Below are 24898 nucleotides of genomic sequence, written 5' to 3' on the forward strand. Positions count from 1 at the left end.
CTACGTCTTAGGTCTTAGATGAATTTCGAGCGGAGGGTCGTATTTTAATTTCCTCCCTTCTATATAATGAAATTATTGGTAGATTATACGGTGGGAGGAAATAATAGTGAAAAAATTAGTGGGTTTAGGTGTCGTGATAGGCACGTCAGCATTGGTATTATCGGGGTGCTTTTCCTTTATTCCAAATAAAATGCGAGAGGAAGCCATTTTGGTGGAAAAGGATAAAGCGAAAGCATTAGAGGTAGACATTGATTTAGGTGTTGGCGAAATGAATGTATCGAGTGGTGCAAAGGAATGGGTTGAGGGCAACGCAGAATATAATGTAAAAAAGCTAGCCCCTCAGGTAGACTATGATCTACATGGCGATACAGGAGAAGTGGAAATCAAGCATAAGGGCTCAACGAAGCTGGGGCTCTCCAATATTAAAAACACATGGGCGATTCAACTGAACGACAGCATCCCCATGGATCTAAATGTGGAAACGGGTGCCTCTCTTGCCAATCTTGATTTACAGGGTCTTCAGCTGGAAAAGCTCGATATTGAAGCGGGTGTCGGTGATCTAACGGTTAATCTAGGTGGCGACTGGAAAAAGAGCTTTACAACGACTATTGAAACAGGTGTCGGTCAAACAACCGTTATTTTACCTTCAAAGGTTGGCGTGAAATTAACGACAGAAAAAGGCATTGGCTCGTCTAATGTGGAGGGCCTTATATCAAAAGGGAATGGTGTCTATGTCAACGAAGCTTACGACAAGGCGGATGTCGTGCTAGAGGTCAATTCGGAATTGGGCATCGGGGAAATTACCTTTAAGTTAGATCGATAGAAAATGGAGTAGGCTACTTTCATTGAAGTAGTCTCTTTTTGTATGGCCAAAAAAATAAATAAAAGTGAAACCTTTTGCTTGGATAAAAGACTCTAAGTATGGAAGGAGGGGAAACAAGCATGGAACATGATTTATCTATCGTTAAACAAGCGATTGCGGGGCAGAAGGAAGCCTTTGAACAGCTACTTGTGCTAGAGGAAGAAAAACTATATTACACGGCGTTATCGTATGTTGGTCAAAAAGAGGATGCGCTAGATGCTATTCAAGAAGCGGCATGTAAAGCCTATTTAACCGTTCATCAACTAAAAAATCCAGCATTTTTCTCGACATGGCTGTTCCGCATTTTAATTCATGAATGCTATCGTTTGCTGAAAAAGGGCAAGAAAATGATTCCCTATGAGGAGAGGGAATTATTAGAGCGGTTGCATGATCAGGAGCAGGTCATAGGGAATCCTATTGATTTAGCAGAAGCTATCCAACAATTAAACCATTCCCAGCAGATGGCGCTCCTTTTATTTTATTATCACGATTTACCTATTAAAGAAATTTCAGACATGATGAAAAAGCCTGAGAACACCATCAAAACCTATTTGCATCGTGGTAAAAAACAGCTAAAACGACAATTAGAAAGGAGTGCAATGTTCAATGAAAAAGTCAGTGACCCTACCTGAATTTCCACGGGATGAGGTACGAGCAGCGATTGCACAAGGTATTCAACAAGCACAAGGTAAACCAATTCAAATGAAAAGAAGAAGCAAGCGTAAACCATTCGTATTTATTGCCAGTACTGTTGCCGTTTTTAGTTTAACCATTGGCACAGCCTATGTATCACCAACATTTGCGAGCACATTGTCCAAGCTACCAATTATCGGTTCCGTATTCAATGACTCAGGCTTGCCTGGGCTAAAACAAGCCAGTGAACAGGGACTAACCAAAGCTGTTGGCGAAACACAAACCATCAATGGGATTTCGGTCACAGTAGATGAGGTGCTTTATGATGATTCTCGTATAACAGTTGGGGTAACGATGCAATCTGAGCAGGAATTGAGTGAACTATATTTTGGAGCAGGCTTGGAATTTACCATTAATGGCGCCCAACCAACTGTCAGCTCAGGTAGCTATTCTGAACAGAGGTTAAGTCCTACGGTTCGGACAGGTATTGCGACGTTTGATGTCAAACAGGTTGAGGAAATGCCAGATTTCTTTCAATTGGGCTTAATATTAGCAGGCGAAAAGGGAGAAAAATGGACGTTTTCGACCCCGATTGAAAAGATTACAGAGATTGTCCATGTTCCTGTGAATCATCGACAGCAGTTTGAAGGCATTGAGCTTGATATATCCAACATCTCCTTCAGTCCATCGGGGATCTCCCTTGACTATGAAGCAAAGATGAATGGAATCCTCGATAACCCACCAGCATCTATAGAATTTTTCATAACAGATGGGCAAGGCAGGGAGATCGCCTCTCATTCGGGCGGTGGAAAAGCGCAATTTGATGATGGGGTGTGGAAATTAAGCAGCACGAAAGCCTTTGATCCAATAGCACAACACGTTGGAAAATTAACCATTACGCCTTATGTTGCTATTCCAACAGGGGGTGGGAGCGTTCAAATAGATGCTGATGGCAAAGAAACACATCTTCCATTCAATCCATCAGCCTATAAAGAAGTGAACTTCCAACCATTTACAGTAGAAGTACCCGTACAATAATAGGAGCGTCAAATACATCCTTTGTATTTGACGCTTATTTTATGGTAGTTTTAAGAAAGCAATGTTTCAAAGGAGCGAATAGATTGAAGACCTATACATACAAGCAACCAGCGGCCATCGAGTCAACAGAGGCCGTTAAAATTTTAAATGAAGCGGGGGAGGTATCGTCCACCGTTCAACGCGTGTATTCCAATGCACTAAAAAAAGCATTCGATAAAACGATGGACTATCGTTATTTCGTTCGTTTTGATGTTCACGATCGCAATGGTCAGCCGCTTTTTACGTGTAAAAAAGTATCCCGTCGCGGGCGCGTGCATTTCCGTGGCAAGGATTTGGTAACAGGTAAAGACTATATGATTGCCTATGATGGCTGGCAAATTATGATTCCTGATTTAGTTATTACCGATGGCGAACAGCAGATCAAGCTCAACAAAGAAATGGAGGACTGGTCTGTTTTTACTGTGAATGAGCAGCCTATCGCACGCTGGCAAGCGACTTTCTGCGAGACGCATTTTAACATTACACTACAAATTGAAGACAGCAGTCCCATTCAGCAGGAAGCCTTTTTTATTGCCATCGGACAGGCAGTGCTGTTTGTTGGGGCTTAAATAAAGGTAGATGGAAGAAAGGGCTTGATGAAATGCTAAACATATTACCAGCAAAAGAGATTTATTTACAGGGAAATGAGCATGCCCTACTGCTTTTACATTCCTTTACAAGTCATACAAGAGATATGAAGACAGTAGCCACTGCACTACATAACCAAGGCTATACTTGCTATGCGCCGCTATATCGTGGACATGGCACTCATCCAGAACAGTTATTACACTATCAGGTAGACGACTGGTGGCAGGATGTAGTGAATGCTCATCAATTTTTATTGGATGAAGGCTATCAAAAGATTTCGGTCATCGGTCTATCCATCGGGGGAATTTTCGCATTGAAGCTTGCTCAATTAGAAAGGCTCGAGCAAATCATTGTCTTATCTGTGCCGTTTGATAAGGAGCCAGAGCAATTAAAACAAAGGATTATGGACTATGCCCATAATTACAAAACAATAGAGGGCAAGCCACCACTTCAAATCGCTCAGGAAATGGAGCCATTTGAGAACATGCCGTTACATGCAATGAACGTATTCCAAACATTTATCCAAGCAACGATGGAACAGCTTGATAGAATTATCATTCCTATCGCTATCTACTATGGTGAAAAAGACGATGCCTTATACACGCAAAGTGCTGAAACGATCTATCAGCACGTTCATTCATCTAGAAAGCAGAAGAAAGGCTTTGGAAATTCTAAGCATCTCATGACATTAGGACGAGATCAAGAGGCTATCATAAAGGAAATGATAGAATTTCTTCAAATTTAGGGAGAATTTCATTTTATAAAAGGAGTGGGGGTGCTCCGCTCCAAAGAGGGGTAAAAGCGCTCGCTCAAGAGAGAGCCCCGATTCTAAAAAAACAGCCACCTCTAACCATAGAGGGGCTGTTTTACTTATATTTCCAATATCTCGTTCGCTAATTTTTGTCTGCTCATCCAGTAGCCTTGGAGGGTAAAGACAATGAGGGTTGACCCTAGGAAGGCGAGACTTGTGAGGCCCAATGTTAGAAAGTCATAGGACATTGGAGAGCCTTCATCAATGAAGGCTACCATTCTCGTTAAGACGAACCCCAGAAATGTCCCGACCATGAGACCATAAAGGACGAACGATAGGACTTGTGTCAGTATGAGCTTCATCAGCCCATTTGGTGACAGACCAATTAATCGTTGGATGGCATAGTCACTGCGTTTTGTATAAATGGTATGCAGTAATGTTTGGAGGACACCAAGCCCCGTGGCAGCTATTAAAATAACAAAGACGCCAACAAATAAGCTCCACCGTTGGAAGAACATTTCATTGGATTGTGCTAATATGGTCGCTTTATCTGTCAACTTCAGGGCTGGCCAGCGCTGTCCCAAGAATGACAGCTCCACCAATGCCTGCTCTGGGTGGGATGTTTCGACCATAATGTCTTCGATAATTGGGTGATCCTGTGCCGTGAGGAATGATGACCAATCAACGATTAAATCAGCACGGTGAATAGGTGTATCAGTAATTCCTATAATTTGTAACTCACCAGTAGGTATATCCTGCTGGGCCGTAAAATCATAGGTACCCATCGTTACACGATCACCCACTGCCAAATGATAACGCTCGGCAAAGCCCTTTGTCACGACAAGGCCATTTTGTAAATTTCCTTCCTCAATTTGAGGCAACTTCTTTAATTGCATAAATTTCTTAATATCAATGGTTGTATAGTTCTCTGGTAGCCATTCATCACCGAGTTGTAGAGCAATATACGCATTATTACTTTGTGTATACGCGTACTGTACGCTTGGCAATGCTTCTATTTCCTCTATAATTGCAGGCGTGATCGTTGGATCATTTAATTCATTATTGATTTTTATGGCTGTTTCGTATTGTGATTCTGTGTAGGCAAGGTCATTGTGTTGTAAGGTTTTCATTAATGAACTTCCAAAGGTTAAAATAACCATTAATCCTATCATGCTGAGCACCACGGGCATATTTTTGCGTACTTGCGGCATGAGCTGCTGGCATGCTAAATAGGCTTCCTTGCCAAGTACCCTTCGAATCGGCTTTAAAGCCAGATGAAGGATGGCTGTAAATAGATAGGGGATTAGTAACAGTAAAATCCCACATACAAGTAGTGTTCCGAGTAAAATAAACAGGGCACCTTGATCGCTTCCTGTCCCAGCTAAATAGGCTTGTAAAAAGAAGAAGGTAGCTGTCACACCTACAATACTGACAATAATTGTTTTCCATTTTGTCCAACGTAGCTGTAAATTTTCATTATCTGTCGCGATTTGTAATGGCAGTAGTCGAGAGCTTTTCGCTACTTGCCATTTTGTCATCACTTGAAGAATGATGAAGCTGGAAAGGGCAATTAAAAGAATAAACACAATAGGAAGCTCTGTTTTAGCTTCGGGTAAATGCAAAAAGCTAATTAATTGTGGTAGCCAGCTTTTTATTACCACAAGGCTCAGCGTTGTTCCAAGCGTAACGCCAAAGCTAATGATCAGTGATAGTTGGAGCTTGACTATATGTCCAACCTGTTTCACGGATGCCCCGAGAGCCCGTAAAATCATGAGCTGCTCTTTGATTTTATAGAATAATAGCTGGAATGTGGACAGCAATAGGACACTTGAAATGAGTAAAATAAAAACAGATAGTACAATCATAAAAACCATTAAGCTCTGTAAATTTCTTTTAATGACATCGTAATCACTCATAACATCAACACGTAATGTTTCATCCAGTTGTTTGATTTCTGCGCCTACTGCCTTGGCACGCCCCTCATCAGTTTTAATGAGCGCAAATATGCCTGCCGTTTGTGGCTGACTGTTGTTCATCCATGCCTTAACTACGTCATTCGCTAAGAGGATGATATTAGGACTGTCAGTGCCTTTCATCGTCGGTAAAATTTCTTGCACGATAAAATCCTTTGATTGAATATGAATGGAGTCCCCAACTCGTTTGTTGAAAAGACGGGCAACATTTTCCGAAAGAATGGCATCATTCGGTCCAAGATTGACCGCAAAATGGTAGCGACTTTTCACAAGGTCATCATTTTCGACGCCAACGGTATAAAATGCGGTGTACTTTTCATGTTCAACGATTGTGTGAGCTATCGATAAGCGGGACACTTGTGTGACGCCGGCTAGAGTAGAAAGCTCCTCTATTTGATTTGTCGTCAACAATTTTTGCTGATCGGGATTATAACCAACCATTAAATCCATTTCCCCATACAACGCTTGGATGTCTGCCTTCATCTGGCTATTCGCATTCCAAATGTAGACGGTCATCGTCATCACCAGGCAAATTGAGATCGTAATAATACTAATACTCGTTAGGACATTTGCCCAAGCGGCACGAAAAAGCTTGAGGGCAATATTACGCATCGTAAACATTAGCGATCCCCCCTCGTTATTTCCTTGAATTTCATTAGAATACAATCTAAATCCTCTTCATTTTGTCGGTTTTGATAGGAATCCACAATCGCCCCATCATGGAAGAACAATACCCGATTGGCATAGGTAGCCACATAGGGGTCATGTGTGACAAGTAATATCGTTTGCTGGTTCTTTTTTTGCAGAGCAACAAGCAGTTCTAAAATTTCATCTGTTGTATGAACATCCAAAGCCCCAGTTGGCTCATCTGCCAGTAAAATAGGAGGATTGGCAATAATCGCTCGCGCAATGGCGACACGTTGCTTCTGTCCACCAGAAAGCTCATGTGGTCGATGCTTTGCCCAAGCAGCGATGTTTAAGGTTTCCATCATGTGCTGCACACGCATCTTAATCTCCTTGCTAGGAATATCATTTAAAATAAGGGGAAGTGCAATATTATCCTCGACGGTTAAATCCTTTAGCAGATGAAAGGATTGGAAGATAAAGCCGATATTTTCTTTTCGGAATTGCGATGCTTTTGGCTCTTGATAAATAGCCTGCGCTTCCTTGCCAAATAAAAATAATGCGCCATCTGTTGGCTCATCAATGGCACTGATCATATTCAGAAGAGTACTTTTACCAGAGCCGCTTGTCCCCATAATCGCCACCATTTCTCCTTGATAAATGGTGCAATGGATATTTTTCAAGGCATTCACAGTATGATGCTTTTGCTGATAAATTTTGGACATCCCTTCAACACGTAGCACCTCTGTTAAACGTCCTTCAGGGATGGGTATTGCATTAATGACTTCTTTCAGCGGATTGAACCCACTCATCGAGATATGCCCCCTTTAATTGTTGTCGTAATGCATGCAAGCCACGGCGAATATGTGTTTTCACGGTACCTTCAGGGCATTGCAAAATCGCCGCAATATCCTTGACAGAGTAGTCTTGATAAAATCGTAGTAATAGCACCGTTTTGTACTTTTCCTCAAGCCTGCAAAGAGCCTGCCATAAATCCAGCTCTTCTTCGATGTATGTAGGAGATGCACTTGTTAAATCCTCGAAAGTTTGTGGTTCAACAGGCATAACTGTTTTTTTCTTCGCAATATAGGTTTTACAGCAATTTATCATAATGCGGGTAAGCCAAGTGGCAAAATAGTGAGGCTCCTTTAATTGCGGTAGCCCCTCATAGGCTCGAATAATGGTTTGCTGAAAAACTTCTACGGCATCGTTTTCATTTTGTACGTAGACATAGGCCATTCGGTAAAGCTTATGCTGCTCCTGCTCAATGAGCTGATAAAACGCCTGCTCATCACCTTGTTGGGCTAAGGCTACAAGAGTTTGTTGGGTGCTCGTAATGAAAATCGCCTCCTTTTCGACCATTAGACTCAGCAAGTCATCATTTCGATTCAAGTTTTTTATTTTTATTGAGAAACGTCATAAGCATACCCATTTAATAGAAGGTTATCAATTTACTGCTATAATGATAGTGGCTTCATCAAAAAAAGGAGTGAGTTTATGAGCAGAAAGCCTATTTATGTCGAGATAGACATTCAGGCTCCTATAGAGAAAGCATGGGATTATACACAAAATCCACATCTGCATGAGCAATGGGATTTACGTTTTACATCGATTACATATATGCCGAAAAAAGCACCCGAGGAGCCACAGCGTTTTACCTATGAAACGAAGGTAATGCCAGGCTTACAGGTAAGCGGCTGGGGAGAAAGCAAGGGGGAGCATCATAAAGAAAATGGCACGCGAACATCCTCACTGCATTTTGGTACGCCTCAAAAGCGCTCACCCATAGCGGAGGGAAAAGGCTATTGGCAATATATCCCGCATCAACAGGGGCTGACATTTCTGACCCAATATGATTATGATACACGCTATGGCAAGCTTGGCGTATTCTTTGATTTATTTTTTCGTCCATTAATGGGGTGGGCGACGGCACTCAGCTTTGATGTTTTAAAAAGATGGCTAGAAAAAGGAGAAAATCCTACCGCACAGTATAGACGATTCTTTTTAACAATGCTTCTGTGTCTATTCTTTTGCTTTGTCTGGTTCTATCATGGTCTTGTACCGAAGATCATCCATTTGCATCCGCAGGAATTAAAGATGACCGCTTCATTACTAAACCATGCAGATCCGCTAGTTATGTGGATAGGGGTTGCGGAAATTCTCTTTGCTTTTTGTTGGCTTTACCCGCGAGGAAAACGCTGGCTCTTTGGCATGCAAATCATCGTTTTTCCGCTCTTGACGATAGCTGCTATTGTTGCGGACCCGACAAGTGTACAAGCACCCTTTAATCCACTTACCTTTAATAGTGCTTTATGGGTGTTGTCGATTGTCGGATTTAGCTTAAGTAAGGATGTACCGAGTGCTAAAAGTTGTAAAAGAAAGCGAGGATAACAAGGATGACGATCTATCAAACATTATTAGGGGATGATTTTGCAAGACTTCATCCGATGCTACAACAGCGTTATGCGTTACCAATTGATGAACCATTTTTTGCTAAGGGTGTGATGCATCAAATAAAATCTGGTGCTAAATGGATGTGTCCCTTCTATACACTGGCTGCGAAAACGCGATTTCTGTTCCCAGAGTCAGGGGAGGATATCCCCTTTACTATTTCGAATACATGCAGAGCCCTGCCAAGTGGGGAACTAGACGTGCTATGGGAGCGCACCTTTTATTTCCCGCAGAAAACAAGGCATTTTGATGCAAGGATGACCATTGATCCAATCCAAAAAATTGTGAAAGATTATTTAGGCACACCCGCTCTTTTTTATTCCGATTTGCACTTTACGGTGACACGAGCGGGGACATTGGTCATTCGTTCAGGTAAGCAGCGCTTTGTCCTCTCGCGTTTCGAATGCCCGATGCCTAGACTGTTAGAGGGTCGAGTCATTGTAGAGGAAGGCTTTGATGAATCGAAAAATGTCTTTACCATTCATGTCTCCATCCATAATCCATTCATAGGGAGGCTCATGATGTATGCTGGTGAATTTACGCGACAATCGAAGTAATTTCATTTTTTTACTAGGGATTTTGTTCACGGTGATGTGCTTTGTGCTTAGTGGGCAACCCAATTACTTATGGTTACTAACCGTTGCTCAACTAGTTTTCGTTCCCACCATGGTATCAATGGTTGTGGATGTTCAGAAAGTCGGCACAGCCATTATTTTAGGGATGATGCTAGCCGTTACACTGCTGCATTGGTCGACGGATGGCGTTTTGGTTAATGTTTTGGCAGGCATGTATGTACTGTATACCTTCTATATCGCCATGCAAGGCGTGAAAAGATTTTTACAACGAGGTTTTACAAATATTGCGGAGTTTGCTATCGACATGGGGCTTTTCTACCTAGCCCTCGGTGGTCTGTGGTTTTTCGCCTATGTCACCAACATGGAAACTGGTTTTTCACCATTAATCACGTGGTTAACGGCCATTCACTTTCATTATTCGGCTTGTTTATTACCCATTTCAGTCGGACTTTTAGGTCGATTACATGATAGTAGCGGCTATCGTGTGATGGTGATGATGTTGCTGGCAGGGCCAATCCTTGTTGCGATAGGTATTGCCTTTTCCATTCTCATCGAAATCATCGCAGTCGTTCTTTATATTTTCGCCATTTACGGCTTGTTTTTCGTAGCGCTCAAAACAAAGCTTCCGTTTGGACAGGGGCTATTGCTGAGGACTTCCTATGGAGCGCTCTGTCTGACGATTCTTGGATCTTGTCTGTATGTTTACAGTCGTGTCAGCGGAAACGTTTCCATCGGCATTCCAGAAATGCTTCAATTCCATGGTGTGATCAATGGTGTTTTCTTTGGGGGGATAGGGGTCATCGCCTGGCTAATGGCTGTCCCCCCAACAACACAGCGTCCGTTTGAGTTCCCTGTAAGCCAAATTCGCGGGAAGCTATATCATGAGAATATACCACACCCTGGCTTGGTCGATGCCTTACAGGATTTTGTCGATACTACAAAGCTACCGCCTGTCATTCCACATTTTTATGAGTATACGATGACCTATCGGCTGCTTTCGACGGTGCAATGGAAGGCTTGGTTTCGACCTTTTGCCTTTCTGTACCAAGGAATGAGCCGTTTGCTCCAACAGCTCAATTTACCCTTTTCCAGTAAGCAAGTTGAGATGACGGGTAGCATTGTTCAGGTCGATTCTGCACGAGATAGCCGTCCGTCTCCACGTGCATGGATTCGGACAATTCATCAGCAAACCGTTTTTGTCGCGATTTATTCGAAGCACACAAGCGACGAAACGACCTATATGAATATAGCCTTACCACTCCCGTTCTCAACAATGGTTGGCATTTTGTATGCCTATGAAGAAAATGGTCAGCTACACCTAACAAGTCGCCATGATGGAGATGCAGGAATTTATTTGGCGATAGGAAAAAATGTGATGAGGCTACCCCTACAGGAGCATTTTCAAATTTCTGCGGTAGATGACAAGACATTGTCAGCACACCATCAGATGACGTTATTTGGTATTCCATTCCTACAAATTGATTATCATATTAAAAGAAATGCATAGATTGGCAGGAATTTCTTCAACCGAACGAGAAGGTCCTATTATAGAGACAAATATCAAGGAGTGATGGATGGCTTGCGTTTAACAAAAGGAATTTCTGGTTTCGATGCAGCGCATTTAATTCAGCAGGACATGCGCATGTTTCAGTCGATGGTGTACCATTTAGTGACAAGTGAACAACGAGCGAAAGTACGGCAATTTATCGATCAAGCGCCCTTTGTCTATATGCAGGCAGTAATTGAAATCGATGGAGAAACACTGACAATTCTTCATCATCGTTTGATGCCGTACATCGCCTTTGCCAAGCAGGAGGAGAGTAGCTTTACCTTTTTATCCAAGTCTCACCTGCATAAATACTTTCCTATGCGAAAATGCTTGGAAGCGGAAACACTTACAACATTACTAACAAAAGATGAGGCGTTCCATAGCCTATCTGCTATAGAATGGAAATACGTTACTTATTTTAATAGCCAAACCATTGGCGATGTAATGTTCAATGGCTGGGATTAAGTGTAGTACTAAAGGCGCACGATAAAAGATGCTATAAAAAACATTATATTGACCAAGTTATTTCTGGAAATATAGCAAAAATTCCTAAAACCGCTAATCTTCCTAATTAAATGGTAGATTTTTAAGGATGGAATAGATTAGGAAAATAAGGGGTTTTTGCAAATGAAGTTCAAAACAATCAGTAGACGCATTGTTTTTTCCTTTAGCATTGTGATTGCAATCATGATAGGATACATTGTTTACAATTACTTTGCCATCAAGCAAAGCAATGATGCGACAGAGCAAATTGTACAGCAAGAATTACAACTATTAATTATCGATTACGAGCAGGCACAGTCCATTGATTTAAGAATAGCGGCAGCTAGAGGCTATGTGCTTTCTGGGAGAGAAAAGTATAAAGAGATATTTCAGGATAATGTTGCAAAGGAACTAAGCAATGAAGAAAAGCGATCAGCATTATCTTCCTCACGCGAATTCGGACAATTTGCGAAGATGTCTAAGGAATGGAACCGTTATATTGAGCAAGAGGTATTTGCGGTATATGACCAGGGGAACACCAATCAGGCTACTCAAAACCTCACAAAAATGGATAACACAGCTACGACCATTCGTGAAGGCTACGAAGGTTTAGCAGCGCAACGAAAGCTAGCCATTAATGAGGTAGGGAAAGACAGCATTGCCGCTGGAGAGCAGAAACAGCGAATCGCCATTATCGTAGGTATTGTGATTATTCTTCTAGCAGTGATAATTGAGCTATTAAGTGCTCGTGGTATTTCAAGACCAATCGTGACGTTAACCAAGCGTATGCAACAAATGACTAATGGTGATTTAAGTGAGCCGCCTTTGAAGGTTCAATCGAAGGATGAAGTAGGGCAACTGATGGAAGCGACCAATACGATGTCAGATATTTTAAATCGTCTATTAAAGCACATTCAAACGGTGTCCAATGATGTAGCGGCACATAGTGAGGAGCTTCTTCAGTCAACTTCAGAGGTCAAAACTGGGACAGAGCAAATTGTTCATACGGTTACGGAAATGGCAAGTGGGACAGAATTACAGGCAGATCATGCCTCTGATGTCGCTTCCGTCATGAATGATTTTACTAGCAAAGTCACTACGGTTCATCACGGCAGTAAAGATGTTCAACAGTATTCGCAGAATGTAAAGGCTTTAACACAAGAAGGTAGAAGCTTAATGACCACTTCCACCAAACAAATGGAAGCCATCCAGCATACAGTGAAGGACGCGGTGAATCAGGTAAATGGCTTAAGTAAGCAAACACAGGAGATTTCTAAGCTTGTAGCGGTCATTCAAACGATTGCTGCCCAAACTAATTTACTCGCATTGAATGCAGCGATTGAAGCAGCCCGAGCTGGGGAACAGGGGAAAGGCTTTGCCGTGGTGGCTGACGAGGTTCGGACATTAGCTGAACAGGTCGCCCTCTCCGTTGATGATATTACAGCGATTGTCAGAAAAATTCAGGATGATTCCGATACAGTAACCTCCTCGCTAGAGCAAGGCTATGAGGAAGTCGAAAAGGGCACAACACAAATGGCTGCAACCAATACGACATTCTATCGAATTGCGGATGCTATTGAGGCCATTGCGACAGGCATAGAAGGTATGTCAGTGGAGCTAGCAGAGGTTGTTCACAATACTGTCACGATTAATAAAGCAGTCGATGAAATTGCTGCGGTCTCCGAACAGTCAGCGGCGGGTATTCAGGAAACATCGGCTACCATTGAGCAAACTGCAAGCTCCATGGCGGAAATTAAACATAGTGCCGAGCATTTAGCAGAAATGGCTGAACAACTAAACGCCCTGATTCGTCAATTTAAGCTATAGTAATTAGCTGTGGATTTCAAACTTCCCTCACATTTCATCTGTATACTAAAGCATTGGAAGGTGGAATCATTTTGAGAAAATATTTACTTTTATTATTGATGAGTACTTTATTCATGGCACCCGTTGCCTACGCCCATACGATGGATAAAAGTACACTATTCACGGATGTCCCTGAAACAGCCGCCAATATTCAGGACATTATGGTACTACACAGTATTGGGCTTCTTGGGTACAATGGCAAGGATATGGCCTTAAACCCAACAGACAATCTTTCACGCAAGGACTTTGCAGGCTGGGTAGGTGGCTTTTTCAGCCTTGAGGGAGCAACAGTGGATGAGCTAGCACAAGCAGCTCAAAAAGAGGATTACGTGTCTTCGCTAGAGGGAGATATTACGTACAAGGAAATAAATACAGCACTTTTTCATCATAAACTTGAGCTAGCCAATCCTGATGCAACCATGACGAAAGAAGAGTACATTGCATTCTTAACAAAGCACCTAACATTTGATATGGACGGACATACGCTTATTCAAATGGGCGGCTTTGCAGAAGGACCAACGGGTACGATTGAAGACGTTGTCACAGGTGACCAAACAGGAATCATCATCGACGGTAAAACATACATGCTGTCAGGACACCCTCGCATCTTTGCCGATTCACCAGATGCCAAAAGCTGGGTAGGGCAACAGCTAGAACGTTCTATTTTTACAACAGCAGCGGATCACCATCATGATCATGACGATGGGCAAGAGGAAAGCCACGTGGATCATGCAGAAGGCCACGGCGACAGCCACGAGCATGAAGCATCCGCCTCCAATGAAGCAACACTACAATATGTGCAAATTAGCACTGCACAAGTGGTAAAAGAGGATGCCAAAGAAATGGAGTCTTCGAACGCTACACCAAGAGAAGAGCAACAAGCAGCCGCAGCAGATGACACAGCATCCAACTCAAACACAGTTTGGATGATCGCTATCCTAGCAGCACTAGCCGCTATTTTTGTTATTGTATTTGTGAAACGCAAGAAATAATGTAAATGAAAAAAACCAGCAATGACCGAGGGAATTCGGTTGTTGTTGGTTTTTTCATTTTTCCCCACTTTCATTAAACCGTCAAACATTCCAAATAAACACCTGCATATTCCAGCAATTTTACACAAAATTGAATAAGCACAAGCATGTTCGGTATATAAATAGGGTACGAACATTTTTTGGTTAGGAGTGTGTAAATGGCTGTACTTGTGGTGAAGAGGAGCATAATGCATCGTTATCAAAGTATCGGGCAGGCGATTGAAGAGGCGGCGCCTGGGGATATGATTGAAATTCGGGATGGGATTTATGAGGAAAGCTTGGATATTGCCAAGCGGCTGACGTTGTATGGGGTTGGCAATGTGACCATCAAGGGTGGTGTATTTATTCGCTATCAAACTCCTGTCGCGATGCGTAATTTACGGTTCCGGCAAGGGCAGGGGCTATATGTGAAAGGTGATTTACAGCTAGAGAATTGTGTCATTGAGGAGCAATTGATTCGAACGCAGATGATGGTGAGCTATGGTAGTTTGCTGATGAAAAATTGTGCAGTGCTTGCTACGCCATTGAATCATTTTGGTTTGCGTGTGGCGAATGGCTCCAGTGTTATTCTAGTCGACACGACATTTGAGCATCATAGGAAGGCACAGATTATTGCTCAAAACTGTGAGCTGACCTTGACGAATTGTATGCTGTTGGAAGGGAAGAAGCATGGTGTTTTTGCGATTCGCCATGTCAAGCTGACAATGGAGGACTGTGAAATTCATGGGCATGACAAGGCACAAGTAATGGCTGCGTCGAGTGAGATGACGATGACCAATTGTTTAGTGCACCAAGGGCAAGGGGTGGGCATTCAATTGTTTGATAGCACGACTTTCAGGATGGATGGCTGTGAAATAAAAGAGCATCTTGATACGAATATGGTGGTTCATCGCAGTGATCTAATGGTATCTGATTCTATTTTTTCAGATGGTCAAAGTCATGGGTTGTATCTTGGAGAAAAAACCGAAGCTAAGTTCTATGATTGTCAAGTTTCTCGGCATGTCAAGGCGCAGGTGTTGATTGAAAATAGCAAGGTGGAATTTCATACATGTCATGTTCGCAATGGTATGGCTGTCGGACTTACCATTGTGGATGAAGCAAATGTTTCGATGAACCAATGTAAAATTCAAAACCATCAGCAATTTCATATTATTGTTGATGCTAGTGGATTAAAGCTACAGCAATCGATTATTCAATTTGGGCAATCAGGTGGTGTTTATGGTAATGAACATGCCAAAATCATGATGCATCATACAACGATACGAGAGCTGCAAAGCCACCATATCTATATCAACAATGCCCGATTATTTACACAATATTGCACGTTTGAACAAATGGAAGGAAACGGAATCACTTGCATTGATGCAATTTTTGAGATAGCTAATAGCTATTTTAAAGATGGTCAAGAAAGCTCGTATGCCATGATTTGGTCAGATCAATCAATGGGGCGTATTGAAAATTGTAGGGTGGATAAGGCGGCTAGACCATTTTTAGCGCTGTCCAATAAATCATTATTGGAAATGCGTCATACAGATATAGCTGCGGTAAAGGCTCCAGCGGTGGTCCAGGAAAACAGCCAATTATTTGTACAAGGACATGTGCAGTCAGCAACATGGCAGAAGGATGCAGCATCAAAGGTTTCGCAAATGGAGGACATGAAATTAGAAATAATGAAACATGATATTAAAAAAATAATATAAAAGCCGATTATACAAATAAGACAAGTAGTTTCAATTTTGAAATTACTTTTTTTGTGGATTCGCGTATTGATATTTCATATATGTGAAAAATGGGTAAAGGAATACGGTTGGGTTGTTAATTAAATTTAAATTGTGAAAAAAAACTATAATTCGACAAAATGCAAGAATATTTTTATAATGGTATAGATGTCTTGTTGCAATTACTGCAATATTTTGAAATATTCCACAGGAAAACTTATACAATCTTTGTATAAGTTATAACCAACATAATAAAAGTTTTTACTGAATGTAAAATAAATATTAAATAAATGTGGATAATAGATTGATTATTTTCTATGTTTAAACCTATAATTAGTAAAAATGGTTCATGCAATAAGATGAATTTTCGTTAATTATGAAATGGGAGTAATGATTTTACAATAATAAATAGAGAGAGTATTGGGGTGATATGAGTATGTTTGGGCTGACAAAAGAAGAAATTATGTTAATGCTAGAGGAGATGGAATTAGCAGAGAAGCACAAGAATGTGATTGCTGATATCTTACATCTAAATAATATGCGAATCGAACAACAACTCGCATTAATGATCCATTTAATCATAGATGAGCGCGAACGAAATATTTCCAACAATACATATCTAAACTAAAAAAATGTCGAAAAATCACAGGTGCTATGTTTGCAACGCCTGTGATTTTTTTGTCAGCCATTTTTATAATTTTTTTGTGAAGCAAATGATGCGATTAGCTTCTGTAAAACCGAGCTGAAGATGAACCCTTAGGCTTTCGTCATTGTCCCATTCACAGTCACTGGCAAACTCTAGACAGCCCCTATGCTTTGCCCATTGCTCACATTTCTCCACAAGCAGTCTAGCATAGCCCTGCTGGCGATATTCCTCTCTCACAAAAAGGCCTTCTAAATAGCCGACTGGACTCGAGTCAGTCCCTTCTACATAGTCTGTTCTTAACTGGCATTGGGCAAATCCAACTGCTTCGTGATCATCATAGGCAAGGAAAATAGCTGCGTTTTCTTCCTTTAGCAGCTGTGTCATCTTTTCGGTAAATTCCTCTCGTGTATGATTGGGCCAGAGCAGTAAGGCTAATGAGGCTGCAGCATGAGCGTCCTTCTGGTTTGCTTGTTGAATCATAAAATCTTCCTCCTTTGTAAAAAATGAAACAATTTGTTTTGAAGTACGTACAAACTAGTAAGCGTTTTTATTTTAAAGCTCTAATTCTTTTTAACAATCTTACTTGAGGGGGGGAATCCAATCATGTCACTCTTACAAACGTTAATTGAACAAGCGAAAAAGCCAAATGGATGGATTGGCTCAACGATGCTACAAATTATGAATTTTGCCCATCGTGGTATGAATGCATGGTTCATCAGGCAAGGAGCTATCAATGACGGTGATCGTGTGTTAGACATAGGTTGTGGTGGTGGGAAAACGCTCCAAATTTTATCCAAATTAAATCCAAATGGTATAATATATGGGATAGATTTTTCCACACAGGCAGTGAAGGAATCAATCAAATTGAATAAAGCAAATGTTGCCAGGGGTAGCGTCATTGTGAAAGAGGCAAGTGTTTCAAGCATTCCATACGATGATCAGTTTTTTGATGCGATTACAGCCTTTCAAACACACTATTTTTGGCCATCCTTGGAGCAGGATGTAGAGGAAGTATGGCGGGTTCTGAAAAACGGTGGGAAATTTATTATCATAGCAGAGCTCTACAAAATGAACTATCATATGAAAGCCTATCAAACACCTGAGGCAACGAAGCAATTATTAGAACGTATCGGTTTTCAAACCGTGTATGTCACCGAAAAATCAAGTAAAGGATGGCTTTGCATTACAGCTATTAAGTAAAGGATACATAAAATGGAGGGTATAAAAATGAAAAGATGTGATTGGGTCAAGCTAGATGAACCTTTGTATGTGGAATACCATGACAAGGAGTGGGGTGTACCTGTCTATGATGACCAGCATTTATTCGAGATGCTTTGCTTGGAGGGGGCACAGGCTGGCTTGAGCTGGTGGACGATTCTCCAAAAGCGTGAAGGCTATCGTGAGGCATTTGATCAATTCGATGTGGAAAAAATTATCCATTATACAGCAGACAAGCTAGAGGAATTGCAGCAAGACACACGGATTGTACGCAATAAATTAAAAATAGCTAGCGTGGTGACAAATGCTAAAGCATATCTCCAAATACAGGAAAAGCATGGCTCATTCTCAGATTATATTTGGGGCTTTGTAGATCACAAACCAGTTTTGAATGAGTGGGCATCCATCAAAGAGGTGCCTGTGACGACAGAAATTAGTGATCGTATGAGCAAGCAATTGAAGAAAGATGGCTTTAAATTTATCGGTAGTACAATTTGTTATTCCTTTATGCAGGCAGTAGGCATGGTAAACGACCATACAACAGATTGCTGCTGTCGACAAAAGGAGCTAGCGGATGGCAATTGAACATATTCGGGCTCAACTAGCCACGCAGGCCACGATTTTTCAAACGGGTGGTATTCGACCTACACATGATTTATTGGAAAGCTGGATTGGCTATGTGGGCTGGTCCTTACCAGAAGAGCAGCCACCATCTGGCTATCAGCCGCTCGCTACGTTTTTTCTAAAAGGTCTACCCTATGTACCGATGGCATTACAGCCTTTTCACTTAGTCACAGTCTTTGTCGATGAACGTCTATTAGATCATCTCATGGAGGATGATCTTAGTTCTTATTTTAATATTAGAACGTACACCTCTTTGGAAGGCTTAGTAAAGCGCGAATGGCAGCATGAACAAATTCGCGCGTTTCCACTCCTACCACAGCATATCACGAACGACTATCCAACATGGGATGGGGGCGGTATTCCTGCTCAATTGGAGGAAGAGATTTTGACGTTGGAGCATGAAGAGCAGCTCGACTATTTTGAGGATATTGTTGAAGACCTCTATCCACTCCATAAAATTGGTGGCTATCCAAGCTTTTGTCAAAGTGGCGTTGATTTCGGTGACGATGCGCCATTTGTCCTCCAAATTGCCTCCGATGCAAAAGCGCGTTTGAACATCGTGGATCATGGTAATTTTTATTTTTTCTACAATCCAACCATCCAGACTTGGCACGTCTATTGTGATTTCTACTAAAGGGATGGCGGCTTGTCTCTTTCATGAATTGTCATCATGATGAACTGGTAAATCAGATATAAGCCAAGGTACGCCCCTGTAATTAGAAAGACAGGGTTTAAGAACACAGCATGGATCGTTGTCATAAAGACTACATCCTCAAGAATAATGTTCGTTATAGCTGTAGCGGCAATCGTGCTAAACAGAATCGCAGCAAGGACACCTAGTATGTTGAAAAGAAGGCGAAAGCTAGCCCATTTGTGCTGAAGATATGCCATAAGGCTGGGGATGCCAATCGTGGCAGTCAGCATGAAAATTGTCATAACATCACATCCTTTCTTTCAGATTGCCCTTGTTCGTTCCTGCATAAACATAGAAAACGATAGGAGGGAAACCGATTGCGATGGCAAGAAGGAGAGTTAAAAAGCACTAGGAAGGTGAAAAAAGTGGAGCATAAAACGATGGTCAAAAATGGCATTGGCTTTGGTTCGGTTTTAGCGATTACGATCTCCTGGAGTGTGCATCACTCCATCATTTGGGCAATCATTCATGGCTGTTTTAGCTGGCTGTATGTTATTTACTACGCCATCATGCGCTAAGCTTGTAGGTCAGCCTATCAACTAAGATGTTGTTTGAATAAAAATAACATTGGGTACATAAAAACAAAGCGTTCATAATTTTTAATGAGCAAGCATAAATAACAAAGTGCTCTTTTCCAAAGTACCAATTGTATGAACGTAGAAGAAAGGTTGATAGAATGACACATCAAGTAACGGCTTTAAGTAATGTTAATGGTAATGCTACAGGCGTGGAAGGTATATTACAAAATGTAGCATTTATTTTATCGACGTTTACGATTCCTTGTCCGCTCCGCGAATATGTGACAAGGTCTGATATTCGTAAACCCTTCCAGCGTATGAAGAAAATAAACACAAAACGCCTTATAGAATGTATCCAACGTTTTGAGCCACGAGCTGTCGTAGTAGATGTTGATTATCTTGGCGATGTGAATAGAGGGAAATTAGAGCCCATTGTCAAAGTCATTGTCAATGAATAGCTGAAAAAATATGAATTCTGCCAGGTATGGTTTCACGAACCTGGCAGAAGATTAAATGTGCTTATAGTGGTAGGATTATGGTATATGAATTGTTGTCAAGTAGGATAATGGAACAGTTACGCGTTTCTAATGGCAATAATTTGCTGGCAATCAATGATAAGTGGTGTTGGTGCTGCTGCCTCTATCTCTAAGAATGTAGCACAGCAAGTTTTAGGATCTAAGCTGATAAAGGAAATTCCTGCAAAGCTACCGCCACCTGCTAAAATAACATCTACCAAAGTACCAGGAGATAAGCATCTTAATAGATGACAAATACAGCCTTTACACTTGTGATCTTTGGAATAATCCTTCTCGTAGTAGTACTCTTCCTCCTCTTTTTTGCAAGAGCAAGAATCCTCCTTATGTTCCCATTTACAATGGTCATCCTTTTCATGACACTTACATCGCTGGTGCTTCTGTTCCCATTTGCAATGCTCATGCTTGTGTTTGCATTTGCATCCTTCTTGTTTGTGTTCACATTTTTTTTCTAAATGACAATAGCATTTTACATATTGTTCACAGCACTTTTCTTTTTTATGATTCCAATTCATATATTGACTATATCTACTATCCTGCATCTTTTAATCTCCCTTTTTGTTAGTTTTTTAGTAATGGTAGCGCTAACCTTTACATTTCTAATCTATGAAGCCACAAACAAAACTTCTTGGTAATTTGCCCTTTGTACAAAAAGAAAATTATTTTTTAATAATTAAAGAGAGAAATAGCTATACATAGCTGTGAGAATAATAACAATTTCAGGGAAAAAGATTGCTAGACTTCCGCCTGTAAATTTCATGGAGAAATGGAGCGAGTGTATGAAAAATGTCCTGCAAATCTTCTTTTTATTCATGTGCTTACTGGTTGTGGTGTCATTGTGGATGGTACAAAGGGAGCCTTCAATTATAACCCCGAGCCCTGAAAGAGCGACTATCTATGCAGAGGAGCTTGGCGAAAAATTACAAGCTACGAATTTTACAAAACAAGTGTTACAGGCGATACGGTCGGCAGGCTACTCGCCTGATAGTACAGTTGGTTATCTAATAGACTCTCCAGCGCATCAAGTCATCACTATTCAATTACACGATGGGGAAGAAATTGATGTAAGTACAGAAAGTGAAATTCAATCGATTATCGATGAGCTAGCTGAAAAGAATAATATGCATCTATTTATGGTTGATGTTCAATTACTAGAGCGTGAATAGTAGAGGGGAGGCACTGTGATCTGTGCCTTTTTACATATATAGGGAATTGTAATATAATGATAAAAGAGGTGAGAGAAATGAAAATATTAATATTAGGCGCGAGTGGTCGTGTCGGCAGCCATCTGGTGGAACTAGCAATAAAGGATCAGCATGAGGTCACCCTATTAGTCCGAAATCCCGATAAATTACCGCACCATCATCAACAGCTGTGTGTAATGAAAGGGGATGTTTTAAACAAGCAGGATATCGAGCAGGCAATGCATCATGTGGATGTGGTGGTGAGTGCATTAAATACAGATGGAGGCACTACATTATCGGCTAGCTTACCATTGATTCTTGAAGCGATGACAAAGCAACAGGTGACAAGAATCATTACGATTGGAACAGCAGGGATTCTACAAAGTCGTGTAACGCCGACTCTTCTTCGTTACCAATCAACGGAATCGAAACGAAAATCGACCTTTGCTGCACAGGAGCACCAACGTGTATTCGAACAGCTACAGCAATCTGCAATGGATTGGACAATTGTTTGTCCTACCTATTTACCTGATGGGGCCTGGACAGGAAACTACCGCGTTGAACGCAACTTCTTGCCAGAGGGAGGTAGCGAAATTTCAGTAGCGGATACAGCAGATTTTGCCTACCAACAAATCTTTAGCAAGGATTTTTTGAGAACGCGCGTCGGACTTGCCTACTAGAAAAGGGGAGCTATGGTGAAATATATTCATGCCATCATCGGGATGACAATCATTGTCGTAGGATGTGCCTATCTCAGTACAACCATAGAAGAGGCACCTGTGAGAAATGTGCTGCTGAAAGTCTATGGAGTTATCATTGTTTTCATCGGGTCATTCTACCTCAAAAAAATTGCGAAATTTGGTAAGCAATAAGCACTTTTACATAAGGATAGTCTAAATGGACTTATGACTTTAACCTTTTTTTATCCTAAATCGTCCAAATGATAGCTATTTTAGTGAAAAAATATACTGTTATTTTCCTTTTTATAGAAGGTTTGCTATACTTTATGTCGAATATATCTATTGAAGAGGTGATTGTATGGACAAGGAGATATCAAATAACTATCAATATCCTAAACACCTAACAAGCCTTGATGGAATCGAAACGACAGAATTATATGTCATCAAGATAACAAAGGAACAAGTGGATAGGTTGATTGAGGATATCGATCAAACATTAAAGACGTCGACATGACGTCTTTTTTCATGCCAAAAAAGGCCACCTTCCAAGGAAAGTGACCTCAAAACAGGAGAGCTGTGGAAAGGCTAGATTTGCTTTACACTACTATTTGTATGTAAAAGTAATCTTGTTAGCTAGCCATTTGCCTGAAAGATAGATGAAATTTACTCGATTTTCTAGCAACTCAGTTCACTATCCATATATGTACTACCTCAGTTCTTCTGACATGAAAAGGAGTAATTCAAAGCCAAATAATCGCGGATGATAGTAGGCTGTCCGCCATTTTCAAGACATAGCTTACTGGCAATTTTAATTTCCTTCTGATTATAGTGAGATTGTGCTCCAATCAAAAATATGCCTGACAGTATCAATAATGTACCGATGCCCAACACATATTTTATAACCCTTTTCACTCATCTTACCTCCATTTCGATACGTTCACCCTACTGTCTAACATATGTTGAAGCATGAAAGCATTATGTTTAATTGACAATTTGTATACATTTGTATACAAAAGGAGTGTTTTAGAAATGAGAGGATCTGGATTTAGAGAGCATATGAGAGAGGGACATCACCGTGGAGGACGCCACAGAGGAATGGAAGGCGCGCCACAGCGAGGAGCAAAAACGTTCCGACGCGGCAAAGCGATTTCATTTTTAGAGATGCTGCATGTGAAGCGAGCTACCATTAAACAGCAATTAGAACAGCCAGAATTTCAATCGATTCAGCAAATTTTAGTCGGTGAATTAAAAGCCATCGATCTGGTTATCCAAGAATTTTGCCAGTTGTTTGATATTCAAGAAAATGAAACCGACGTCAGTCTACAAGAGGAAGATAACGCACATGAAACAAATGAATAACTATATAGATGAGGTATTTTATCAGGACGATGCCCTATTAGAGGATGTCCTGTCCTCTATTGCCGAAAATGGTATGCCTGCTATTTCTGTCTCTCGATCATCAGGAAAGCTGTTGACGATGCTTGTATCGATTACTAGGTCAAAGGCTATTTTAGAAATTGGTGCTCTTGGCGGCTATAGTGGTATTTGTCTGGCGAGAGGAATGGAAGGGATAGGCAAACTGACATCCCTAGAGTTAGAGGATAAATATGCACAGCTAGCCGCCAAAAATCTTGACAAGGCAGGCTTTGCCGAGCAGGTAACGTATATGACAGGTCCTGCATTGGATAGCCTTGAAAAGCTTGTGGCAACGGGACAGTGTTTTGATTTTTTCTTCATTGATGCTGATAAGGATAACTATGAAAATTATTTAGCCTATTGCATACAGCTAGCAAGCCCTGGTGCATTCATTGTGACAGATAATGTCCTAGCAGGAGGCAGTGTAGCAGACCCTATGGCGACACCCAAGCGCTATACAGCCATCATGAAAAAGTTCAATGTCACAGTGGCTAATCATCCGCAGCTGGATTCGATTCTTTTACCCATTGGGGATGGTATGACGGTTTCAAAAGTTATAAAATAATGCATATCAGAAATTAACTATTAATGGTAAAATATTGTTAGCAAACGATAAGGGAGAGATGCTTTTGAAGCAAGCACTAGTGGTCATTGATGCACAGCAAGAATTAATCGAGGGAAATCAGGATGAACAAGCCGTCTATCGCAAGGATGAATTGCTTAAAACAATCAATGCCGTTATTCAAAAAGCTATTGAGGCAGAGGCACATATTATCTTTGTACGTGATCAGGATGTAGCGGGTGGAGAAGGGGAAGGCTTTCAAGTACATCAAGCGATCCAAGTACCTACTACCGCTGTTTATTTTGATAAACTGGCTACAAACGCTTTTTATAGGACGGGATTACTCGATTACTTACAGGCCAATGAGGTAGAGCATTTGGTGATGATGGGCTGCAAAACCGAGCATTGCGTGGATACAGCAGTTAGAGCAGCAACTATACAGGGCTTTGATGTCACTTTAGTGGGAGATGGCCATTCAACAAATGGTTCCGACTACTTATCACCAGAAGATACGGTTGCACACCATAACGACATCCTACATGGCCATTATAATGTGGATCATTTCTCACTTGTACGAAACGCCGACGAAGCATTATTTGAACCAACACATAATAGTTATCGCTAATTAAAAAATGACCAAGA

At 41.2% G+C, this 24898-nt stretch carries 31 protein-coding genes; 24 read left to right on the top strand and 7 right to left on the bottom strand.

Annotated elements, in window-relative coordinates:
• The first annotated feature begins 106 nt into the window (after positions 1-106).
• From L6W14_RS09195 to L6W14_RS09215, 5 genes are all read left to right on the top strand, one after another.
• Positions 107-823, top strand: a complete 717-nt coding sequence (locus tag L6W14_RS09195; RefSeq protein ID WP_131519937.1) for a toast rack family protein — start codon at positions 107-109, stop codon at positions 821-823.
• A gap of 119 nt (positions 824-942) precedes the next feature.
• On the top strand, positions 943-1494 hold the full coding sequence (locus L6W14_RS09200) for a sigma-70 family RNA polymerase sigma factor (protein ID WP_131519938.1): 552 nt from the start codon (positions 943-945) through the stop codon (positions 1492-1494).
• Entirely contained in the window at positions 1469-2533 is a 1065-nt protein-coding gene (locus tag L6W14_RS09205) for a DUF4179 domain-containing protein (RefSeq protein ID WP_131519939.1), read from the top strand. The genes L6W14_RS09200 and L6W14_RS09205 overlap by 26 nt, the downstream gene beginning before the upstream one ends.
• A gap of 83 nt (positions 2534-2616) precedes the next feature.
• The gene (locus tag L6W14_RS09210) at positions 2617-3141 is read left to right on the top strand and encodes a tubby C-terminal domain-like protein (RefSeq protein WP_048390662.1); all 525 of its coding nucleotides are present in this window, start codon (positions 2617-2619) and stop codon (positions 3139-3141) included.
• A gap of 32 nt (positions 3142-3173) precedes the next feature.
• Complete coding sequence (locus tag L6W14_RS09215; protein WP_131519940.1) at positions 3174-3905, top strand: alpha/beta hydrolase; 732 nt, start codon at positions 3174-3176, stop codon at positions 3903-3905.
• A 125-nt stretch (positions 3906-4030) separates the two neighbouring features.
• Here L6W14_RS09215 and L6W14_RS09220 read toward each other — a convergent pair whose 3' ends face one another.
• From L6W14_RS09220 to L6W14_RS09230, 3 genes are read right to left on the bottom strand one after another with little or no spacing between them, the layout of a single operon-like run.
• A complete protein-coding gene (locus tag L6W14_RS09220) occupies positions 4031-6505 on the bottom strand; it encodes an ABC transporter permease (RefSeq protein WP_237900527.1) in 2475 nt (824 codons plus the stop codon).
• On the bottom strand, positions 6505-7233 hold the full coding sequence (locus tag L6W14_RS09225; protein ID WP_371824167.1) for an ABC transporter ATP-binding protein: 729 nt from the start codon (positions 7231-7233) through the stop codon (positions 6505-6507). Before L6W14_RS09225 ends, L6W14_RS09220 begins: the two co-directional genes overlap by 1 nt.
• 52 nt (positions 7234-7285) lie before the next feature.
• On the bottom strand, positions 7286-7900 hold the full coding sequence (locus L6W14_RS09230; RefSeq protein WP_308339955.1) for a sigma-70 family RNA polymerase sigma factor: 615 nt from the start codon (positions 7898-7900) through the stop codon (positions 7286-7288).
• 105 nt (positions 7901-8005) lie between these two features.
• On the opposite strand from L6W14_RS09230, the gene L6W14_RS09235 reads away from it, so the two are divergent.
• From L6W14_RS09235 to L6W14_RS09270, 8 genes are all read left to right on the top strand, one after another.
• Entirely contained in the window at positions 8006-8899 is an 894-nt protein-coding gene (locus L6W14_RS09235) for a DoxX-like family protein (protein WP_131519943.1), read from the top strand.
• A gap of 5 nt (positions 8900-8904) precedes the next feature.
• A complete protein-coding gene (locus L6W14_RS09240) occupies positions 8905-9516 on the top strand; it encodes a DUF4166 domain-containing protein (RefSeq protein WP_131519944.1) in 612 nt (203 codons plus the stop codon).
• Positions 9485-11041 (top strand): YndJ family protein, encoded by a 1557-nt coding sequence (locus tag L6W14_RS09245; protein ID WP_131519945.1) that lies wholly within the window; start codon positions 9485-9487, stop codon positions 11039-11041. Before L6W14_RS09240 ends, L6W14_RS09245 begins: the two co-directional genes overlap by 32 nt.
• A gap of 63 nt (positions 11042-11104) precedes the next feature.
• A complete protein-coding gene (locus tag L6W14_RS09250) occupies positions 11105-11548 on the top strand; it encodes a hypothetical protein (RefSeq protein WP_131519946.1) in 444 nt (147 codons plus the stop codon).
• 162 nt (positions 11549-11710) lie between these two features.
• Positions 11711-13393 (top strand): methyl-accepting chemotaxis protein, encoded by a 1683-nt coding sequence (locus L6W14_RS09255; protein WP_131519947.1) that lies wholly within the window; start codon positions 11711-11713, stop codon positions 13391-13393.
• Between the two features lie 71 nt (positions 13394-13464).
• Entirely contained in the window at positions 13465-14424 is a 960-nt protein-coding gene (locus L6W14_RS09260) for a hypothetical protein (protein WP_237900529.1), read from the top strand.
• 227 nt (positions 14425-14651) lie between these two features.
• Positions 14652-16163, top strand: coding sequence for a right-handed parallel beta-helix repeat-containing protein (locus L6W14_RS09265; protein WP_227744846.1), 1512 nt, complete (start codon positions 14652-14654; stop codon positions 16161-16163).
• A 454-nt stretch (positions 16164-16617) separates the two neighbouring features.
• Complete coding sequence (locus L6W14_RS09270; protein ID WP_048393895.1) at positions 16618-16809, top strand: hypothetical protein; 192 nt, start codon at positions 16618-16620, stop codon at positions 16807-16809.
• Positions 16810-16872: 63 nt separating this feature from the next.
• On the opposite strand, the gene aac(6') is transcribed toward L6W14_RS09270, so the two are convergent.
• Entirely contained in the window at positions 16873-17307 is a 435-nt protein-coding gene (gene aac(6') / locus L6W14_RS09275; protein WP_237900531.1) for an aminoglycoside 6'-N-acetyltransferase, read from the bottom strand.
• A 123-nt stretch (positions 17308-17430) separates the two neighbouring features.
• Between aac(6') and L6W14_RS09280 the strand changes: the two genes are divergently transcribed.
• The 3 genes from L6W14_RS09280 to L6W14_RS09290 are packed head-to-tail and all read left to right on the top strand — an operon-like array spanning position 17431 to position 19303.
• On the top strand, positions 17431-18027 hold the full coding sequence (locus L6W14_RS09280) for a class I SAM-dependent methyltransferase (protein WP_048393890.1): 597 nt from the start codon (positions 17431-17433) through the stop codon (positions 18025-18027).
• A gap of 27 nt (positions 18028-18054) precedes the next feature.
• A complete protein-coding gene (locus tag L6W14_RS09285) occupies positions 18055-18630 on the top strand; it encodes a DNA-3-methyladenine glycosylase I (RefSeq protein ID WP_131519951.1) in 576 nt (191 codons plus the stop codon).
• A complete protein-coding gene (locus tag L6W14_RS09290) occupies positions 18620-19303 on the top strand; it encodes a DUF1963 domain-containing protein (protein WP_131519952.1) in 684 nt (227 codons plus the stop codon). The genes L6W14_RS09285 and L6W14_RS09290 overlap by 11 nt, the downstream gene beginning before the upstream one ends.
• On the opposite strand, the gene L6W14_RS09295 is transcribed toward L6W14_RS09290, so the two are convergent.
• On the bottom strand, positions 19300-19605 hold the full coding sequence (locus tag L6W14_RS09295) for a transposase (RefSeq protein WP_131519953.1): 306 nt from the start codon (positions 19603-19605) through the stop codon (positions 19300-19302). The two genes, L6W14_RS09290 and L6W14_RS09295, sit on opposite strands and share 4 nt — an antisense overlap.
• A gap of 75 nt (positions 19606-19680) precedes the next feature.
• Here L6W14_RS09295 and L6W14_RS09300 point away from each other — a divergent pair, with 75 nt between their 5' ends.
• Positions 19681-19881 carry a hypothetical protein gene (locus L6W14_RS09300; protein ID WP_131519954.1) on the top strand — a complete coding sequence of 67 codons (201 nt, stop codon included), beginning with the start codon at positions 19681-19683 and terminating at the stop codon, positions 19879-19881.
• A 158-nt stretch (positions 19882-20039) separates the two neighbouring features.
• Entirely contained in the window at positions 20040-20339 is a 300-nt protein-coding gene (locus L6W14_RS09305) for a GPW/gp25 family protein (RefSeq protein WP_048393880.1), read from the top strand.
• 116 nt (positions 20340-20455) lie between these two features.
• Here the strand turns inward: L6W14_RS09305 and L6W14_RS09310 are convergent, their stop codons facing one another.
• Positions 20456-20956 (bottom strand): hypothetical protein, encoded by a 501-nt coding sequence (locus L6W14_RS09310; RefSeq protein ID WP_131519955.1) that lies wholly within the window; start codon positions 20954-20956, stop codon positions 20456-20458.
• A 237-nt stretch (positions 20957-21193) separates the two neighbouring features.
• On the opposite strand from L6W14_RS09310, the gene L6W14_RS09315 reads away from it, so the two are divergent.
• The 3 genes from L6W14_RS09315 (at position 21194) to L6W14_RS09325 (ending at position 22792) form a co-directional block, all read left to right on the top strand.
• Complete coding sequence (locus L6W14_RS09315) at positions 21194-21580, top strand: hypothetical protein (RefSeq protein ID WP_131519956.1); 387 nt, start codon at positions 21194-21196, stop codon at positions 21578-21580.
• A 77-nt stretch (positions 21581-21657) separates the two neighbouring features.
• Entirely contained in the window at positions 21658-22278 is a 621-nt protein-coding gene (locus L6W14_RS09320) for an NAD(P)-dependent oxidoreductase (protein ID WP_131519957.1), read from the top strand.
• Positions 22279-22636: 358 nt separating this feature from the next.
• Entirely contained in the window at positions 22637-22792 is a 156-nt protein-coding gene (locus tag L6W14_RS09325) for a hypothetical protein (RefSeq protein ID WP_016993988.1), read from the top strand.
• A gap of 197 nt (positions 22793-22989) precedes the next feature.
• Here the strand turns inward: L6W14_RS09325 and L6W14_RS09330 are convergent, their stop codons facing one another.
• On the bottom strand, positions 22990-23190 hold the full coding sequence (locus tag L6W14_RS09330; protein WP_016993987.1) for a hypothetical protein: 201 nt from the start codon (positions 23188-23190) through the stop codon (positions 22990-22992).
• Positions 23191-23307: 117 nt separating this feature from the next.
• Between L6W14_RS09330 and L6W14_RS09335 the strand changes: the two genes are divergently transcribed.
• From L6W14_RS09335 to L6W14_RS09345, 3 genes are all read left to right on the top strand, one after another.
• Positions 23308-23637, top strand: coding sequence for a hypothetical protein (locus L6W14_RS09335; RefSeq protein WP_237900533.1), 330 nt, complete (start codon positions 23308-23310; stop codon positions 23635-23637).
• Positions 23621-24259 carry an O-methyltransferase gene (locus L6W14_RS09340; RefSeq protein WP_237900535.1) on the top strand — a complete coding sequence of 213 codons (639 nt, stop codon included), beginning with the start codon at positions 23621-23623 and terminating at the stop codon, positions 24257-24259. Before L6W14_RS09335 ends, L6W14_RS09340 begins: the two co-directional genes overlap by 17 nt.
• A gap of 64 nt (positions 24260-24323) precedes the next feature.
• Positions 24324-24881 carry an isochorismatase family protein gene (locus L6W14_RS09345; protein WP_237900538.1) on the top strand — a complete coding sequence of 186 codons (558 nt, stop codon included), beginning with the start codon at positions 24324-24326 and terminating at the stop codon, positions 24879-24881.
• Positions 24882-24898: the final 17 nt, after the last annotated feature.

The organism is Lysinibacillus sp. ACHW1.5 (genome assembly GCF_022014815.1).
Taxonomy (GTDB): Bacteria; Bacillota; Bacilli; order Bacillales_A; family Planococcaceae; genus Lysinibacillus; species Lysinibacillus capsici.

Bases quoted from the DNA above. Each gene is read 5' to 3' on its own strand.
- L6W14_RS09335 (WP_237900533.1), top strand. From the start codon at position 23,308: ATGAGAGGATCTGGATTTAGAGAGCATATGAGAGAGGGACATCACCGT.
- L6W14_RS09235 (WP_131519943.1), top strand. From the start codon at position 8,006: ATGAGCAGAAAGCCTATTTATGTCGAGATAGACATTCAGGCTCCTATA.
- L6W14_RS09200 (WP_131519938.1), top strand. From the start codon at position 943: ATGGAACATGATTTATCTATCGTTAAACAAGCGATTGCGGGGCAGAAG.
- L6W14_RS09290 (WP_131519952.1), top strand. From the start codon at position 18,620: ATGGCAATTGAACATATTCGGGCTCAACTAGCCACGCAGGCCACGATT.
- L6W14_RS09225 (WP_371824167.1), bottom strand. From the start codon at position 7,233: ATGTCCAAAATTTATCAGCAAAAGCATCATACTGTGAATGCCTTGAAA.
- L6W14_RS09220 (WP_237900527.1), bottom strand. From the start codon at position 6,505: ATGTTTACGATGCGTAATATTGCCCTCAAGCTTTTTCGTGCCGCTTGG.
- L6W14_RS09340 (WP_237900535.1), top strand. From the start codon at position 23,621: ATGAAACAAATGAATAACTATATAGATGAGGTATTTTATCAGGACGAT.
- L6W14_RS09320 (WP_131519957.1), top strand. From the start codon at position 21,658: ATGAAAATATTAATATTAGGCGCGAGTGGTCGTGTCGGCAGCCATCTG.
- L6W14_RS09325 (WP_016993988.1), top strand. From the start codon at position 22,637: ATGGACAAGGAGATATCAAATAACTATCAATATCCTAAACACCTAACA.
- L6W14_RS09285 (WP_131519951.1), top strand. From the start codon at position 18,055: ATGAAAAGATGTGATTGGGTCAAGCTAGATGAACCTTTGTATGTGGAA.
- L6W14_RS09310 (WP_131519955.1), bottom strand. From the start codon at position 20,956: ATGCAGGATAGTAGATATAGTCAATATATGAATTGGAATCATAAAAAA.
- L6W14_RS09205 (WP_131519939.1), top strand. From the start codon at position 1,469: ATGAAAAAGTCAGTGACCCTACCTGAATTTCCACGGGATGAGGTACGA.
- L6W14_RS09295 (WP_131519953.1), bottom strand. From the start codon at position 19,605: ATGACAATTTTCATGCTGACTGCCACGATTGGCATCCCCAGCCTTATG.
- L6W14_RS09245 (WP_131519945.1), top strand. From the start codon at position 9,485: ATGCTGGTGAATTTACGCGACAATCGAAGTAATTTCATTTTTTTACTA.
- L6W14_RS09250 (WP_131519946.1), top strand. From the start codon at position 11,105: ATGGATGGCTTGCGTTTAACAAAAGGAATTTCTGGTTTCGATGCAGCG.
- L6W14_RS09315 (WP_131519956.1), top strand. From the start codon at position 21,194: ATGAAAAATGTCCTGCAAATCTTCTTTTTATTCATGTGCTTACTGGTT.
- L6W14_RS09280 (WP_048393890.1), top strand. From the start codon at position 17,431: ATGTCACTCTTACAAACGTTAATTGAACAAGCGAAAAAGCCAAATGGA.
- L6W14_RS09265 (WP_227744846.1), top strand. From the start codon at position 14,652: ATGCATCGTTATCAAAGTATCGGGCAGGCGATTGAAGAGGCGGCGCCT.
- L6W14_RS09215 (WP_131519940.1), top strand. From the start codon at position 3,174: ATGCTAAACATATTACCAGCAAAAGAGATTTATTTACAGGGAAATGAG.
- L6W14_RS09240 (WP_131519944.1), top strand. From the start codon at position 8,905: ATGACGATCTATCAAACATTATTAGGGGATGATTTTGCAAGACTTCAT.
- L6W14_RS09305 (WP_048393880.1), top strand. From the start codon at position 20,040: ATGACACATCAAGTAACGGCTTTAAGTAATGTTAATGGTAATGCTACA.
- L6W14_RS09255 (WP_131519947.1), top strand. From the start codon at position 11,711: ATGAAGTTCAAAACAATCAGTAGACGCATTGTTTTTTCCTTTAGCATT.
- L6W14_RS09270 (WP_048393895.1), top strand. From the start codon at position 16,618: ATGTTTGGGCTGACAAAAGAAGAAATTATGTTAATGCTAGAGGAGATG.